Origin of the sequence: Mesorhizobium sp. M8A.F.Ca.ET.208.01.1.1 (assembly GCF_004791315.1) — a bacterium.
GTDB lineage: Bacteria > Pseudomonadota > Alphaproteobacteria > Rhizobiales > Rhizobiaceae > Mesorhizobium.
Genome location: NZ_SRUT01000001.1, coordinates 1,654,222 through 1,669,335 on the forward strand (window position 1 = coordinate 1,654,222; position 15,114 = coordinate 1,669,335).

Here is a 15,114-nt window from a genome sequence, read left to right on the forward strand (position 1 = left end):
TCGCAAACGGGTAGTGGCCCATGACATTCTTTCGGCTTGCCCTGGCAGCCATGTTGATGTCGGCGTTGCCGGCCCATGGCGCGGATCGCACCATCTACCTCACCTTCGACGACGGTCCTCTGAACGGCACAAGCAACATCCTCGACGTCTTGGAGGCGGCGCAGGTTCCGGCAACGCTGTTCATGGTCGGCATGCATGCCGAGGCCAGTGCGTCCAACAAGACGTTGGTGCGGCGCGCCAAGGCGATGCCGCTGGTGACGATCGGCAACCACAGCTACAGTCACGCCTACAATCACTACCGGCATTTCTATGGCGATACGGAAGGCGTGGTTGCCGACATGCTCATGGCCAATGCCGTTCTGGGCCTGAAGTCCGCGGTGCACGCCCGCCTGCCGGGGCGCGACGTGTTCCGGCTGCCTTCGATGTCGAAGAACGACAATTCGCTTGGGCAAGCGCAAGCCGGGCGCGAAGACCCCGACTATGAGTTCGTCGCAGCGTCCGGCTTTTATCTCTATGGATGGGACCACGAGTGGGTGCACAAGGACAGCGGCGAGCCGGTCCAGAGCGTCGATCATCTGGTCAGCGAGATCGATCATTTGTTCGGCTACGGCCACTTTGCCAAGCCCGGCAAGCTGATCCTTTTGATGCATGACCAGATGTTCCAGGACGGCTTTGACGGCAAGACGCAACTGACCAAGCTGATCACCGCACTGAAACTGCGCCACTATGCGTTTGGAACAATCCCGAGCTATGATAACTAAGCCATCAGGTCGGCACTCCTAGCTCTCCACATTCTCCCGCAATACGGCCAGCACCCGCGCAAACTCCGCGAGACGTTCGTCGGGTAGTCCTGTGCGAAGCCGCTTGTCGAAGACAAGTGCTGCTTGCCGCAACGTTTCGAACAGCGCTTCTCCCGCCTCCGTCAACCGGACCAGATGAACCCGGCGGTTGAGGGGATCGCGCTGCCGCGTCAGCAGGCCCTGCGCCTCCATCGCATTGAGATGATGGGTCAGCGTCGCACCCTGGATGCCGATCATGCCGGCAAGTTCGCGTTGATTGGCGAGCTCGCTCGACTTGACCGACAGCAGCGTGAGCCAGACCGGCAATGTGCCGCCTGCTTCAACCAAGGCGGCGTCGAAAGCCTGTGCGACAAGCTTGGCGGTACGGCCAAGGTTCATACCAACCGGCGGGCGTTCAAACGGTGTCATGATCTGACAGTAGAGCAAGCAGTGGGAACGTGAAACTCGGCTTCATGATTGACATCTAACCGTTAGATATCTAACTTTGTCTTATTGATGGCATCGCGGCATGGTTGCGGCGCGCAGGCGGCGGGCGAATGAGAGGAATGCAGTCATGCAATATGTTTATATCGTCGTCATCGGCCTGCACGTCATGGCCGGCGTATTCTGGGCTGGCACGACCATTGCGGTTGCCCGCGATCCGGACATCCGGGCAGAGCGGTTCTTCCGGCCGCAAATGGGCGCGGCCGGTTTGGCTTTTCTGACCGGATTGCTGCTCTGGTATTTCTTTCATGAGGGTGCTTTCGGCTCGATGGAGAAGGTACTGGCGCTCGGCATTTTGACGGCGCTAATCGCCGCCGGTGTGCAAGGCGCGCTTGTGGGCTCCGCCAGCAGGCAGCTCGCTGGCGCCGATGCAGCGACCCAAACGGAGCTGCGCGCGAAAATGACCAGGGGCGAACGCATCGCCGGCGGACTGCTGGTCATCACCGTACTTTGCATGGCGACCGCCAAATTGTTTTAGAATCGCACGGCCGGTGAAAGCCGATCATGCGCGGCGCGCAACGGACCAGAGCGGCAGGTGGCTCTCCTTGCAAAGGCCGTTGCGCGCCACCTGATCGTAATCAAATCCTGATCCCGAACCTGATCCCGTCATAGATGGCGGCGTGGATGTTGCGGGAGGCAACCGCGTCGCCGATGCGCAACAGCACGAAGCCCCCTTCGGGGTTGCGTTGGGGAAAAACGTCGCCTCCATTGACCAGACGTTCGTAGTCGACCGCCCCAGTGTTCTTCGACAACGGCTTCAGCGACAGATACAGATCGTCGAGCGGCAGCGTGCCGTGTTCGACCACAACCTGGTCGACCCTGCGTTCGCCGTGCCAGCCATCGGCAAAGTCCGAAGCGAGTTCAGCGACCAATTGATTGCCCTCGCGCCGCACCGAGCGCAGGCGCGTGTTGATGGTGATGGTGACGCCCTTTTCCTGGAAGGCCCGCATGTACGGAACGTGGTTCATGCCGCCCATTTCGGGGGCGAAGAACCGCTCCGGCGAAACCAGTTCCAGCTTCGAGCCGCTGTTGGCAATCAGTTCGGCCGCGCCCATGCCCTGATGGCCGCCATTGTCGTCAAAGAGAAGAACATTCTCGGCCGGCTTGACGCTGCCGGCCATGATGTCCCAGCTCGACGTGACGAGATTGTCACCGGAGGCCAGCGGCGGGTTCTGCGGCAGTCCGCCGGTGGCGACGACCACCACGTCAGGGGCCAGGGCCAGGACGTCGTCCTTCTCTGCCCATGTGTCGTAGCGGATCTCGACGCCGAGCCGGTCGAGTTCGGCCAGACGCCAGTCGATGATACCGATCAATTCCTTGCGGCGCGGGTTCTGGGTCGCCAGACGGACCTGGCCACCCGCTTGTGATGATGCTTCCAGGATCGTTACTTCATGGCCGCGCTCGGCCGCGACCCGCGCCACCTCCAGTCCGCCTGCCCCTGCGCCGACGACCACGACTTTACGCTTGGGCCCTTCCGTCTTGGCGATCACGTGCGGAATATCCGCCTCGCGGCCGGTCGCCGCATTGTGGACGCACAGCGCCTCGCCGCCCTCGTAGATGCGGTCGAGACAATAGGTGGCGCCCACGCAGGGACGGATCTCGTGCTCGCGGCCCTCCATCACCTTCTTGATGATGTGCGGATCGGCGATGTGGGCACGCGTCATGCCGACCATGTCGAGCTTGCCGGTGGCGATCGCGTGGCGCGCGGTGGCGACGTCGGAAATGCGCGCAGCGTGGAAGGTCGGGAATTTCGTCGCCGCCCTCACCTCGCCGGCGAAATCGAGATGCGGCGAAGACCGCATGCCAGTCACCGGGATGACCTTGGTCAGTGCCGCGTCGGTCTCGATCGAGCCACGGATGATGTTGAGGAAATCGACCTTGCCGGAGCCGGCCAGTCGCCTGGCGATCTCGACGCCCTCCTCCTTCGACAGGCCTTTCTCGAAATCCTCGTCGGCGACCATGCGGATGCCGACGACGAATTTGTCGCCAACCGCCGCCCGCACCGCATCGAGCACCATGTTGGTGAAGCGCAACCGGTTGTCGAGCGAACCGCCATACTCGTCGTCGCGATGATTGGTGGCCGGCGACCAGAAGCCGTCCATCAGATGGCCGTAGGATTCGAACTCGATGCCGTCGAGACCGGCTGCCTGGCAGCGCTGGGCGGCCGATGCATAGTCGGCGACGATGCGCTCGATGTCCCACTCCTCTATGGCCTTGGGGAAAGCACGATGCGCTGGCTCGCGCACCGGCGAGGCCGAGAGCACCGGCAGCCAGTCGGCCTTGTTCCAGCCGGTACGGCGGCCGAGATGGGTGATCTGGATCATCACCTTGCAGTCATGCTCGTGGCAAGCGTCAGCGAGTTCGGCCAGCCACGGCACGATGCGGTCGTCATAGACGTGCAGATTGCCGAAGGCGGCCGGGCTGTCGCGCGAAACGATGGCCGAGCCGGCGGTCATGGTCAGTGCCATGCCACCCTTGGCCTTTTCGGCATGGTAGAGCCGATAGCGCTCCTTCGGCATGCCGTCCTCCGAGTAGGCCGGCTCGTGGCTGGTCGACATCACCCGGTTCTTCAGCGTCAAATGCTTGAGCTGGTAGGGTTGGAGAAGCGGGTCGTTGCTGGTCATCGTCTTCCTGCCGTTTTAATTTGTGCTAATGAGCGGCAAATCCAAGGAAACCCGCTCATGATCGATACCAAAAATCTCACCCAGCTCGGCACGCACGTCGAGACGCCACAGAGCCCCGAAGCTGCGGTCCTGGAAACCGTGCCGTTTTCGCGCGGTGACGGACCGCCGGCGATCGTGCGTTTCACCGTCCCGGAATTCACCTCGCTCTGTCCGGTGACCGGACAGCCGGATTTCGCCCATATCGTCATCGACTACGCACCCGACGCGGCCCTGGTGGAATCGAAGTCGCTCAAGCTGTTCATGACCTCGTTCCGCAACCATGGCGCTTTCCATGAAGACTGCACGGTGATGATCGGTCGGCGCATCGTGGCCGCGACCAAGCCGTTGTGGTTGCGCATCGGCGGCTACTGGTATCCGCGCGGCGGCATTCCGATCGATGTCTTCTGGCAGACCGGCGCTCCGCCCGAAGGCGCCTGGCTGCCGGACACCGGCGTCGCCCCCTATCGCGGGCGCGGCTAGTTCGGCCATCATTCGCACTGGTACTGGCTGAGCGCCCATTCGCCGGTCACCGACAAAAGGTCCGATATCTTCCATTCGCCGTCGACCTTCTTGAACTTCCATTCAAGGCGGTGCGGGTTGCCGGCGACGACGAAGGCGACGATGACCTTGGCCTGATCGCCATTGATTGATTCGAGCGTCTTCAGGCTCTTGTCGATCTCGGCCTTGTCATAGTCCGCATTGTCGAACGCCATGTTGGGGTCCAGGCACTCGCCCTGCCCGGATTTGCGCAAGGCATCGCTTTTGTCGAGCACGGTTTTCGCCGGGTCGATGAAATGGCCGCGCTGAGCCGGATCGATCTCCAGGCCGACCTGATCGTAGAACGGCCGCACAACCGCTGTCGGCGATCCCGGCTGGATGGGGGTGGCGGGCCCGCTCGGCGGCCATGCGACAGGTGGCGTCGCCGGCTCCGCAGCTCCGCCAGGCGCGGTCGCCGGCGGCGTGCCGCTGTCATCGGGCGCGGTCCCGGCCGGAGCATTTGCCGGCGGCGCGCCTAACAGGCCCTGAGCAGCCGCGCCGTTCAAGCCAGCCGCCAGCAGGCACATGGCCGACAATAACAGGAGCGCGCGACCGGCCATTGCATCACTCCGGATCTTGGCCTGCCATGCATTCGAGCTGGCTCAGCGTCCAGGCGCTGGTCTTCGATGCAATGTCCGATATCTTCCACTTGCCGTCGACCTTCTTCAGCGACCAGTGCATTTCGCGCTGCGAATCGTCTCCTTCCGGCAAGAGACTGAAATTCGCCACCACTTGTGCCGCGTCGCCATCCACCGTCTCGGACAATTTCAAGGTCTTGGAGATGGTCTTCTGGTCGAAATCCTGCGCGTCGAGGCCCGGGTCGAAGTCGATGCAGGCGACCTGGTCCGGATTCTTCTTGGTCGCCTGGTCGTTGAGGTCGAACAGTTTCGTCACCGGCTCGGTGAAGCGATCGCGGTATTGCGCGTCGGCCTCGAACTTGACCTGCGGGACATAGAAGAACTTCACGGCGTCGGACGCCGGACCGGCCAATGCGGCGGCTGGTGCGGCAATCGACAAGACGGCGGCGAGCAGCAGTTTCATGGATTTCCCCGAATGTTTGGCTGCGGAAAGCAATCAATACCACGCATCGTGCATATCGGCTTTTTTGCGGCTCATGAAGCCTTCGGGTGGCTCGTCTACTTGCATAGATCACATCCAACGATCCTTAGTCTCCGAAAGTAGCGATCGGCGCGTTGAGTTGGGAGCGCTCAGGCCTGACGCCGAGCCCTGGGATCTGCGGGACGCGTATATGCCCGTTCTCGATCACGATCGGGTTTACGGGATCGGTATGCCCTTCGATGTATTCCTGCGCGATCCAGGCTCCCTCAAAACGTCTCGGCTCGACGGTAGCGGCGAGGTGCACGCAGGCCGCGGCGATGACGTCTCCGCCCCAGGCGTCGTCGCAACTGTGCGGAAGAGATCGTATCGCACACAGGTCGCGGACCGTGGCCATCTTGGTGAGGCCGCCGAGGCGGGTGACCTTCAATCCGAATCCATCCGCGATACCTGACGAAACTGCCCGCAACACGGCATTCAAATCCTCGGTATTCTCATCGAGATAGATCGGATGTGTAACGCGTCCCTTGAGACCCGCCACTTCCTCCATGGTGTTGCAAGGCTGTTCGAACACGAATGGGATTGCCTGGCAAAGCCGATCGATGTGCAGCGCCGCGGCAGCGGTCAGGCCACGATTGGCGTCGACGGCTATCCGGGCCTTGAAGCCAACGGCCTCCCATACTTTGTGCACGGTGGCGACGTCCTGTTCGAGATCCCGCCCGCCGATCTTGATCTGAAGCCGTGCATATCCGGCGTTGACCTTATCGGCGGCAATACGCGCGGTCTCGTCGGGAGCACCGACGATCGTCGAGTAGTAAGACGGCACACGATCGGTGAGCGCACCACCGAGAAGGGCTGAGACCGGGACGCCCAGCCGCTGGCCGGTGAGGTCGAGGAAAGCTATATCCAAGGCCGCCTTGGCATAGTTGTGCCCGTTCAGCCGCTCGTCCATTCTTTTGGCGAGGCGGCGCATGGACGTTGTATCCTCGCCGACAAGTCCAGGCGCTATTTCGGCAATTGCCGCTCTCGCGCCCAGCGCATGTTGGGGCTGATAAACAGGGCCGATCGGGCACGTCTCACCCCAGCCTGACAGTCCATCCTCGGTGGTCACTTCAACCAGCGTGCTGTCCAAATTCCGCACGCTATCACTGGCCATCCGGTAGGCACCGCCTTTGACAGGCAGAAGCACCTGATAGACTTTGATTGACTGGATACGCATTCAGACATCAGCCCCGTTCATGCCTTGCCTGGTCCGGCGCCTTTCGCGATCATCAAAGACCAAGCGCCACCTTGCGCCCGTCATGAATGGCAAATGCCGCCTGTCTGGAGGCGGTACAATCGCCGATGGAGGTATGCGCAATTCCGCGCCGTTCGAGCTCGATGGACAGGCTGTGCTGCGCCATGCTGGTGGCGGCGAAGACCAAAGCGTCGGCCTCGACCTCCTGCTCGGTCCCGTCGAGCAGCGAAGCAATCCTGGCCATCCTGCCATCCCAGTGCACGATGGCGCTCTCGGTCACGAACCGCACGCGCAGTTTGGCGAGCGCTCGGCGCAGCGGCGCGTCGACGGCCATTCGCTGAAGCTCTTTGCCGACCAGGGCGTCCGGGGTCACAAGCGTCACATCGTGACCGTCCTCGGCGAGTTTCCAGGCGGTGCCGCAGCCTTTCCAATTGCCGCCATCGTCCAGCAACAGAACATTTTTTCCCGGCCTCGCCTCACGAGCCATCACCGCCTCGGCCGAGAGCACCGGGCCACCGCCCGGAATGCTGTCCCACTGCGGCAAGGCCCGCTGGAAAGCGCCGTCTGGCGGCATCGAGCCGGTGGCGATGATGACGTGATCCGCGCCTTCGTGCTCGACATCATCGGCTTCGACATACTGCCCGTAACGGATGTCGACCTGAAGCTGGCCGAGCTGACGCTCGTACCAGCTAATCAGATCCAGAATCTGGGCACGGCGCGGCTGCAGTCCGGCAAGACGGAACTGCCCCCCAAGGCGGTCGGAAGCCTCGGCCAGTGTGACGCGATGACCGCGCTCGGCCGCGGCGCGCGCCGCTTCGAGGCCGGCCGGGCCGCCGCCGACGACCAGCACGCGCTTCGGCTGGGCGGCCGGAGCGAAGCGATCTCCGCCCCACTCCCATTCCCGCCCCGCCGAGGGATTGACGACGCAGCTGATCCAGTAATCGCGGCTGCGCCGGCCCCAGCACATCTGGTTGCAGGACAGGCAGCCGCGAATGTCCTGCGGCCGTCCGGCGGCAGCCTTTGCAGCCAGATGCGGATCGGCGATCTGCCCGCGCACGATGGAAACGAGGTCAGCGCGGCCTTCGCTCAGCACGCTCTCGGCGTTCTCGGGGGTACGGATATGGCTTTCGGCGGTGATCAGCGCGTGGCGCACGGTGGATTTGAGCACCGCCGCAAGATCCGCGCCGAGCTTTTCGGGATAAACAAAGGTCGGCATGATCTTGTAGAAATCGAAGTAGGAACCCGTTCCACAAGTCACATAGTCCATCAAGGCATCGCGGTCGTGGAGGTCGATTATCTCGGCCAGCGCTTCGCGCTTCAGCGCCACTTCGACTTCCGGTTCGTCATTGACCGCAAGACCGATGATGAAATCATCGCCGCATTCCCGGCGAATCCTGGTCATCACCTCACGGCTCACCCGCGTGCGGTTTTCAAGGCTGCCGCCCCACCGGTCGTCGCGGCGGTTCGACCAGGGCGTCCAGAACTGGTCCAGCATCGAATGGTACGCCGCCCAGACCTCGACGCCGTCGAAGCCGGCCTCGCGGCAGCGGCGCGCCGCCTGGACAAAGCCGTCGATCGTTTCCTCAATCTCGGCTTCGGACATCCGATGCGAGCCGTCGGAGTCGTGATAACTCGGCAGGCCGGAAGGCGACCAGCCGGCATGGAACGAGTTGTCCGCGTCCGCGTGCTGACCGACATGATAGAGCTGCTGGATGGCGACGGCGCCGTTGCCGCGGATCGCCTCTGTCACCTTGCGAAAATGCGGGATGACGCGGTCATCGGAAGGGCTGAAGTTGCCGCGTGTCAGCACGGCGGCCCGATGCACGGGCATCGGCTCGACCACGATCATGCCGGCGCCGCCGATGGCGCGTTCCGCGTAATAGCCGACATGCCGCGCGGTCGGCAGCCCCTCCACCGCCATATTGGCGGTGTGGGCTCCGAACACGATCCTGTTGCGCAACGTCTTGCCGCGCAGAGTAGCCGGCGTGAACAACCGGTTGAAGACCCGCCCAGACATGCACCGCTCCTTCAAAGCCTTGGCGGCGGCACCCGGGCGCCAGCGCTCGCAACCCAAGTCGCTCTTTGCCGGAAAGCCGACACCTCGGGGGTGCCGGCTTTGCCACGATCCTTGAAGCTAGGCGTCCAGCCAGACGTTCTGGAGATCCATTTCGAAGGTCTGGTGGACACCGTAGTTCTTCACCTTCTTGTTCGTATGGCTGTAGAGCTTCTGCCAGAACGGCTGGATGATGACGCCGGAGTCCTGCAGGATCTGCTCGACATCCTTCATCACCTCCTTGCGCTTGGCGACATCGATCAGCGAGAGCGCCTGCTTGAGCTTGGCGTCGAAATCGGGATTGGAATAAGCCGATTCGTTCCACGCCTCGCCGGTGCGGTAGCCCAGCGCCAGCACCTGGACGCCCAGCGGGCGCATGTACCAGATGGTCATCGAATAGGGATATTTCGTCCAATCGTTCCAGAAGGTGGAGCCCGGCAGCACGGTGCGCTTGACCTTGATGCCGGCGTCACGCAACTGGCCGGCGATCGCATCGCCGGTGTTCTTCTGCCAGTCGTCCTCGATGGTAATCAGTTCATGCTCGAAGTCGGCCTGACCAGCGTCCGCCATCAGCTTCTTGGCGCCGGCGGCATCGCGCTCCTTCTTGGGGAGCGGATAATATTCAGGATGGATCGGGCTGACATGGTGGTTCTCGCCGACCGTGCCGCGCCCATTATAGCCGAGCTGCAGCACCGCATTGTTGTCGACTGCCATCTGCAGGGCATTGCGAACGCGCTGGTCGTCATAAGGCTTGTGCGTGATGTTGGTGCGGGCAACCAGCGTGGTGGCGGTCGCGACCTCCGATTTCTGCAGCCCCATCTTGTCGAGAATGTCGATGAAGTCGGCGGGCGACTCGAAGTTGAGGTCGATTTCACCGGAATCGAATGCATTGACCGTAGCGTTGAAGTCGGTGCCGTAATCGATGAATTCGATCCCGTCGAGCGGCGCCTCGCCTCCCCACCATTTGCCGTTCTCGCGGCGCTTGACCACCGCCTTCTGGCCGACGTCGTAAGACACCAGCTCAAACGCTCCCGTGCCGATCGGCTTCTTGATCGGATCGGCGCCATCGGCGTCGAAATTGCGGTGCACGACGAGTGCCGGATAATCGGTGAAATTGGGTATCAGCGAAATGTCGGGCTCGCTGAGCTTCAGCTTGACCGTGTTGTCATCGACCTTGGTGATGGCGCCATCCCTGGCCTTGCCGGTCTTGGCATCGATCAGCGCACCGACGCGCGCCGCCATCGAGTTGCCGGCGACGCCCTTCTCGCACCAACGCGTCACATTGTGCACCACGTCATCGGCGTTGAAGGCATCGCCATTGTTCCAGGTGACGCCCTTGCGCACATGCAGCGTGTACTCGGTGGCGTCGTCGTTAATGTCCCAGCTTTCGAGCAACACGGGCTCGAAGGTAAACTGCTTGGTATAGCGCACCAGCGGCTCCAGCCAGGTCCGCGAGATGTTGGCCAGTTCCACCCAGTCGTAAGTGCGCGGATCCTTCTGCGCCTTGACCGACATCGAGACGTGCAGCGTCCCGCCCTTTTTCGGCTCCTCGGCCAAAACCTGTGTCGGCGCGGCAAGGCCGATCATGCCATAGGCAAATGCCGTTGATGCCCCAAGCGCGCTGGCCAGCGCCAGGAATTCGCGCCTGTCGACACGGCCTGCTTGCGCCTCCGCGGCCATCGCTTCGATAGCCTGCGGCACACGATCGCCGTTGCTTTTGAAAATCGTCATGTCCATTCCTCCCTTGTTGTTCCCGTCGGGTCTTTGCCCGTTCCCTCAACTAACGCTGTCGGGCAATTTTTCCTCGCGCCGCGCGATCAGATCCTTGAGACCATCGGCGATGCCCTCATCGAGTTTCGGCTCCTCATAATCGGCGAGCATGTTGCGCGCTTTCTCGCGGCCGCGCGTGTCATGGTCCTTTGCTCCCTCGGCCTTCCACTGTTCGAACGAATTGAAGTCCATGATACTGGGCATGAAGAACGCGGACTCGAAATGGTCGAGCGTGTGCTGGGTGCCGAGGAAATGGCCCTGCGGCCCCACCTCACGGATTGCCGCCATGGCCTCCTTGAAATCGTCGAACGGCAGCCCGCCCGCATATTTGTACCAGCCGACAAGCTGTTCGCAGTCGGTGGCGAATTTTGAATAGCCGCAGGTGAGACCCGCTTCCAGCCATCCTGCCGAGTGCCAGATATAATTGGCGCCGGAGAGAATGGCGGCATGCATCAGCATGTTCGCTTCGTAACCCGCCTGGGCGTCGTTGAGCTTCGAGCCGACATGGAAGCCGGACGTGCGCCACGGCAGTTTGTATTTCCGCGCCAGCGCACCCATCAGATACATCATCTGGGCGGCCTCCGGCGTGCCGCCCATGGGAGCGCCGGTCTTCATGTCGACCGTGACCATGAACTGGCCGTAGATCTGGGGCGAGCCCGGACGGATGAGCTGGGTGAAGGCGACGCCGGCAAGCGCCTCGGCATTGACCTGCGCGACCGCGCCGACGGCGGACGCCGAGGTCGAGGCGCCACAGAGCGCGAAGGGCGCCAGGATCAGCGGCTGGTTGTGGCGCGCATACACCCTCATGGCGTCCAGCATGGTGGCGTCCCAGACCAGCGGCGAATTACAGTTGGTGATGGCCACCAGCACCGGATTGTCGCGGACGAACTCCTCGCCGAACACGATGCCGGCCATCGCCATGGTATCTTCCGCCCGCTCCTTGGAGGTCACGATGCCCATGAACGGCTTGTCGGAATATTTCAGCGCCGAATGGATGATGTGCAGGTGCCGCTTGGGCACGGCAATTTCCATCGGCTCGCAGATGATCGAGCTCGACGAGTGCAGCGCCGGGGCCATGTAGGCGAGCTTGTGGAAATTATTGAGGTCGGCGAGCGTGCCGTAGCGCCTGTTGTTGTCGAGGTCGCGCACATAAGGCGCGCCATACATCGGCACGAAGATCGAATTCTTGCCTCCGACGCGCACGGTGCGCTCGGGATTGCGCGCGTTCAGCGTGAACTCGGAGGGAACCTTGGCGACGAGTTCCATCAGCAGCGCGCGATCGATGCGGACCCGCGTTTCCCGGACGTCGGCGCCGGCCGCCTTCCATAAGGCAATGGCCTCGTCGTCGCGGAATTCGCAGCCGACCTCTTCCAGGATCGAAAGCGACTCCTCATGGATCAGTTCCACCGCCTCGTCCGGAACCATCTGATAGACGGGAATCTGCCGTACCAGGGTCGGAAAGGAGGCAATTGGTGCGCTGCGGAGCGCCTTGCGCCCGAGACGGCCGCCGCCACGGCGGTGGGTCTGTTCGGTCAATTCAGCGGCCGGTGCGTTCATGGAGCCTCCATCCCTTCGATCCTGATCAACTTAGCGAGGGGAAATATAGATGTGACGCTGGAAAATCCTGATCTCTTGTATAAGCTGTGCTTATGCGAAGCCTGCGCCATCTATTGCCCTCCGCCGGCAGCCTGATCGTCTTCGAGGCGGCAGGCCGGTTGTCGAGTTTCACTGCCGCCGGGCGCGAGCTCGGCATGACCCAGGCCGCCGTTTCCTATGCGGTGCGCGGGCTGGAAGAACAGCTCGGCGCCCAGCTCTTCCAGCGCCGCCATCGCCAGGTGCTCCTGACGGAGGCCGGCGAGCGCTTCCATGCCGATGTGTCGCTCGGCCTGTCGCATATCCGCAAATCCGCGGAGGACCTTCGCCTGCAGGCGACCGGCGGCCATGTGACTTTAGCTGCCTCGACCGCCTTCGGCTCGTTCTGGATGATGCCGCGCCTGCAGCAGTTCCGCGACGAACTGCCGGGCGTCGATCTGCGCATCCAGACCGCCGATCGCGACCTCGACATCATCGCCGAGGGGATTCCGCTCGGGGTGCGCGGCGGCGTGCCGCGCGACTGGCCGGATTATCATTCGCTGTCGCTCTCGGACGAAGAGATCTTTCCGGTCGCCGGCCCCAGCTATCTGGCGAAATTCGGCAGGCCCGAGACCGTGGAACAACTAGCGACACACCGCCTCATTCATCTGGAGGAGCCATATCGCGAGGCCCCGAACTGGGACGAATGGTTCCAGTCGGCCGGAGCCAGTCTCCGCAATGCCGAGCGTGGCTTGCGCATCAATGATTATGCGATTGTGATCCAGGCCGTCATGGAAGGGCAAGGCATCGCGCTCGGCTGGCGCCACCTTGTCGAGCGGCTGCTGTCGACGGGGCTGCTTGTGCCGGTCACCGACCACGTTATGAAGACAGGCACGGCATTCTACGTCATCTGGCCGAAGAACCGCGAGCTCAGCGACAATGCGCGCAAGGTAAGGGATTGGCTGCTGGCGCAGGCGTGAAGTCGTTTCACCGTTTCGGCCGCAGTTCGCCCTCGCCCGCACGACACGAATCCGCCTATGCTATCGTCATGCCCATCCGCCAGCTTTCCGAAACGATGATCAACCAGATCGCCGCCGGCGAAGTCATCGAGCGTCCGGCGAGCGTGGTCAAGGAACTGGTCGAGAACGCGCTCGATGCCGGTGCAAGCAAGGTAGAGGTCGTCACAGCGGGCGGCGGGCTGAACCTGATCCGAGTCACCGATGACGGCTTCGGCATTCCCGAACAGGAACTGGCGCTGGCCATCGCGCGCCATTGCACCTCCAAGCTCGCCGAGGATATCCATGACATCCGTTCGCTCGGCTTTCGCGGCGAAGCATTGCCGTCGATCGGCTCGGTGTCGCGACTGTCGATCCGCTCGCGCACCGCTTCGGGCGACAGCGCCGCCGAGATCGGCATCGACGGCGGCCGCGTCCTGCCGGTCAAGCCGGCGGCCGCCAATCGAGGCACCACGGTCGAGGTGCGCGACCTGTTCTTCGCCACGCCGGCGCGGCTGAAATTCATGAAAGGCGAACGCGCCGAGAGCTCGGCCATCAGCGACATCGTCAAGCGCATCGCCATCGCCTTCCCCACGGTGCGTTTCACGCTGGCCGGATCCGACCGCACGACGCTGGACCTGCCGGCGGCCGAGGACAGCGCGGACGGCAGCCTGCGTCGTGTCGCGCAGGTGATGGGCGCCGACTTTCCCGACAATTCCATTGCCATCGACGCGATGCGCGAAGGCGTGCATCTGACCGGCCATGTGTCGATCCCGTCCTTCACCCGCGCCAACGCGCTGCAGCAATATGCCTATGTCAATGGCAGGCCGGTGCGCGACAAGCTGATCGCCGGCGCCATTCGCGGCGCATTCGCCGATGTCCTGCCGCGCGACCGCCACGCCGTGACCGTGCTGTTTCTTTCGCTCGACCCGGCCATCGTCGACGTCAATGTCCATCCGGCCAAGGCCGATGTCCGCTTCCGTGATCCGGGTCTCGTGCGCGGGCTGATCGTCGGCGCAATCCGGCAGGCGTTGGCCGAGGCCGGCATCCGCTCCGCCACCACGGGTGCAGCCGGCATGATGGCTGCGTTCCGTCCGGGCGCCGCATCTTATGATCACGGTGGCCCGACAAATGGCCATCGCAGCTACGAAGCGGCTTTCCATGCGTCCGGCCCCACGGGCTTCGACCCTTCGCGCTCGCCGCAGCGGCCGCTCGACATGCAATTCGCAGGCGCAGGCTTTGAACGCGGCAACGCAAGAACCGGCGGCTTCGGCGAGAGCGACCAGGCGGCATTCGATGCCGGCCCGCTCGCCAGCGCCGATGCGCGTGCGGGGCAGAATGAGGCAACCGAGACGCTGCTCGGCGCGGTGCTGGGTGCGGCACGCGCCCAGGTGCACGAGAACTACATCGTCGCCCAGACCAGGGATTCACTCGTCATCGTCGACCAGCACGCGGCGCATGAACGGCTGGTTTACGAGGCGCTGAAGAACGCCCTCCACTCGCGGCCGGTGCCCTCGCAGATGCTGCTTCTGCCCGAGATCATCGACCTGCCGGAAGAGGACGCCGAGCGCCTCGCCATGCATTCCGAAACACTCGCCCGCTTCGGCCTCGGCATCGAGCGTTTCGGCCCGGGCGCGGTTGCCGTTCGCGAGACGCCGTCGATGCTGGGCGAAACCAATGTCGGTCAACTGGTGCGCGACCTCGCCGACGAAATCGCCGACAACGATACGGTCGAGACACTCAAGGAACGGCTGGACACGATCGCGGCCACCATGGCCTGCCACGGCTCGGTGCGCTCCGGCCGGCTGCTCAAGGCCGAGGAGATGAACGCGCTGCTGCGCCAGATGGAGGCGACGCCCGGCTCGGGCACCTGCAACCACGGCCGGCCGACCTATATCGAACTCAAGCTGGCGGACATCGAGCGGCTGTTCGGGCGGCGGTGAACCGG

At 63.2% G+C, this 15,114-nt stretch carries 13 protein-coding genes; 5 read left to right on the top strand and 8 right to left on the bottom strand.

Annotated features, from left to right (window positions below; translation table 11 throughout):
- Positions 1-20: 20 nt before the first annotated feature.
- Entirely contained in the window at positions 21-761 is a 741-nt protein-coding gene (locus tag EN851_RS08520) for a polysaccharide deacetylase family protein (RefSeq protein ID WP_127869681.1), read from the top strand.
- A gap of 18 nt (positions 762-779) precedes the next feature.
- Here the strand turns inward: EN851_RS08520 and EN851_RS08525 are convergent, their stop codons facing one another.
- Entirely contained in the window at positions 780-1,226 is a 447-nt protein-coding gene (locus tag EN851_RS08525) for a MarR family winged helix-turn-helix transcriptional regulator (RefSeq protein ID WP_245520708.1), read from the bottom strand.
- 127 nt (positions 1,227-1,353) lie between these two features.
- On the opposite strand from EN851_RS08525, the gene EN851_RS08530 reads away from it, so the two are divergent.
- Positions 1,354-1,761, top strand: a complete 408-nt coding sequence (locus EN851_RS08530; protein ID WP_127280021.1) for a hypothetical protein — start codon at positions 1,354-1,356, stop codon at positions 1,759-1,761.
- Between the two features lie 100 nt (positions 1,762-1,861).
- Here the strand turns inward: EN851_RS08530 and EN851_RS08535 are convergent, their stop codons facing one another.
- Positions 1,862-3,907 (bottom strand): NADH:flavin oxidoreductase, encoded by a 2,046-nt coding sequence (locus EN851_RS08535; RefSeq protein WP_135928978.1) that lies wholly within the window; start codon positions 3,905-3,907, stop codon positions 1,862-1,864.
- 57 nt (positions 3,908-3,964) lie between these two features.
- Here EN851_RS08535 and queF point away from each other — a divergent pair, with 57 nt between their 5' ends.
- Positions 3,965-4,426, top strand: a complete 462-nt coding sequence (gene queF / locus EN851_RS08540) for a preQ(1) synthase (RefSeq protein ID WP_127280281.1) — start codon at positions 3,965-3,967, stop codon at positions 4,424-4,426.
- 8 nt (positions 4,427-4,434) lie between these two features.
- On the opposite strand, the gene EN851_RS08545 is transcribed toward queF, so the two are convergent.
- The 6 genes from EN851_RS08545 to EN851_RS08570 form a co-directional block, all read right to left on the bottom strand.
- Complete coding sequence (locus tag EN851_RS08545) at positions 4,435-5,043, bottom strand: hypothetical protein (RefSeq protein ID WP_127280282.1); 609 nt, start codon at positions 5,041-5,043, stop codon at positions 4,435-4,437.
- A gap of 4 nt (positions 5,044-5,047) precedes the next feature.
- Positions 5,048-5,524, bottom strand: a complete 477-nt coding sequence (locus EN851_RS08550; protein WP_127280283.1) for a DUF3828 domain-containing protein — start codon at positions 5,522-5,524, stop codon at positions 5,048-5,050.
- Positions 5,525-5,648: 124 nt separating this feature from the next.
- Positions 5,649-6,758: a mandelate racemase/muconate lactonizing enzyme family protein gene (locus tag EN851_RS08555; protein ID WP_127869685.1), complete on the bottom strand. Its 1,110-nt coding sequence runs from the start codon at positions 6,756-6,758 to the stop codon at positions 5,649-5,651.
- A gap of 52 nt (positions 6,759-6,810) precedes the next feature.
- Positions 6,811-8,793 (bottom strand): FAD-dependent oxidoreductase, encoded by a 1,983-nt coding sequence (locus EN851_RS08560; RefSeq protein ID WP_127869686.1) that lies wholly within the window; start codon positions 8,791-8,793, stop codon positions 6,811-6,813.
- 117 nt (positions 8,794-8,910) lie between these two features.
- Positions 8,911-10,560: an ABC transporter substrate-binding protein gene (locus tag EN851_RS08565; RefSeq protein WP_127278233.1), complete on the bottom strand. Its 1,650-nt coding sequence runs from the start codon at positions 10,558-10,560 to the stop codon at positions 8,911-8,913.
- Between the two features lie 45 nt (positions 10,561-10,605).
- On the bottom strand, positions 10,606-12,156 hold the full coding sequence (locus EN851_RS08570) for a trimethylamine methyltransferase family protein (protein WP_127278232.1): 1,551 nt from the start codon (positions 12,154-12,156) through the stop codon (positions 10,606-10,608).
- Between the two features lie 92 nt (positions 12,157-12,248).
- On the opposite strand from EN851_RS08570, the gene EN851_RS08575 reads away from it, so the two are divergent.
- Both EN851_RS08575 and mutL read left to right on the top strand, forming a co-directional pair.
- Entirely contained in the window at positions 12,249-13,151 is a 903-nt protein-coding gene (locus EN851_RS08575; protein ID WP_127278231.1) for a LysR substrate-binding domain-containing protein, read from the top strand.
- A 68-nt stretch (positions 13,152-13,219) separates the two neighbouring features.
- Positions 13,220-15,109 carry a DNA mismatch repair endonuclease MutL gene (gene mutL / locus EN851_RS08580; protein ID WP_127278230.1) on the top strand — a complete coding sequence of 630 codons (1,890 nt, stop codon included), beginning with the start codon at positions 13,220-13,222 and terminating at the stop codon, positions 15,107-15,109.
- Positions 15,110-15,114 lie beyond the last annotated feature (5 nt).

Excerpts from the sequence above, each read along its gene's own strand:
- EN851_RS08535 (WP_135928978.1), bottom strand. The coding sequence starts at position 3,907 with ATGACCAGCAACGACCCGCTTCTCCAACCCTACCAGCTCAAGCATTTG.
- EN851_RS08545 (WP_127280282.1), bottom strand. The coding sequence starts at position 5,043 with ATGGCCGGTCGCGCGCTCCTGTTATTGTCGGCCATGTGCCTGCTGGCG.
- EN851_RS08565 (WP_127278233.1), bottom strand. The coding sequence starts at position 10,560 with ATGACGATTTTCAAAAGCAACGGCGATCGTGTGCCGCAGGCTATCGAA.
- EN851_RS08560 (WP_127869686.1), bottom strand. The coding sequence starts at position 8,793 with ATGTCTGGGCGGGTCTTCAACCGGTTGTTCACGCCGGCTACTCTGCGC.
- EN851_RS08575 (WP_127278231.1), top strand. The coding sequence starts at position 12,249 with ATGCGAAGCCTGCGCCATCTATTGCCCTCCGCCGGCAGCCTGATCGTC.
- EN851_RS08550 (WP_127280283.1), bottom strand. The coding sequence starts at position 5,524 with ATGAAACTGCTGCTCGCCGCCGTCTTGTCGATTGCCGCACCAGCCGCC.
- EN851_RS08555 (WP_127869685.1), bottom strand. The coding sequence starts at position 6,758 with ATGCGTATCCAGTCAATCAAAGTCTATCAGGTGCTTCTGCCTGTCAAA.
- EN851_RS08570 (WP_127278232.1), bottom strand. The coding sequence starts at position 12,156 with ATGAACGCACCGGCCGCTGAATTGACCGAACAGACCCACCGCCGTGGC.
- queF (WP_127280281.1), top strand. The coding sequence starts at position 3,965 with ATGATCGATACCAAAAATCTCACCCAGCTCGGCACGCACGTCGAGACG.
- EN851_RS08520 (WP_127869681.1), top strand. The coding sequence starts at position 21 with ATGACATTCTTTCGGCTTGCCCTGGCAGCCATGTTGATGTCGGCGTTG.
- EN851_RS08530 (WP_127280021.1), top strand. The coding sequence starts at position 1,354 with ATGCAATATGTTTATATCGTCGTCATCGGCCTGCACGTCATGGCCGGC.
- mutL (WP_127278230.1), top strand. The coding sequence starts at position 13,220 with ATGCCCATCCGCCAGCTTTCCGAAACGATGATCAACCAGATCGCCGCC.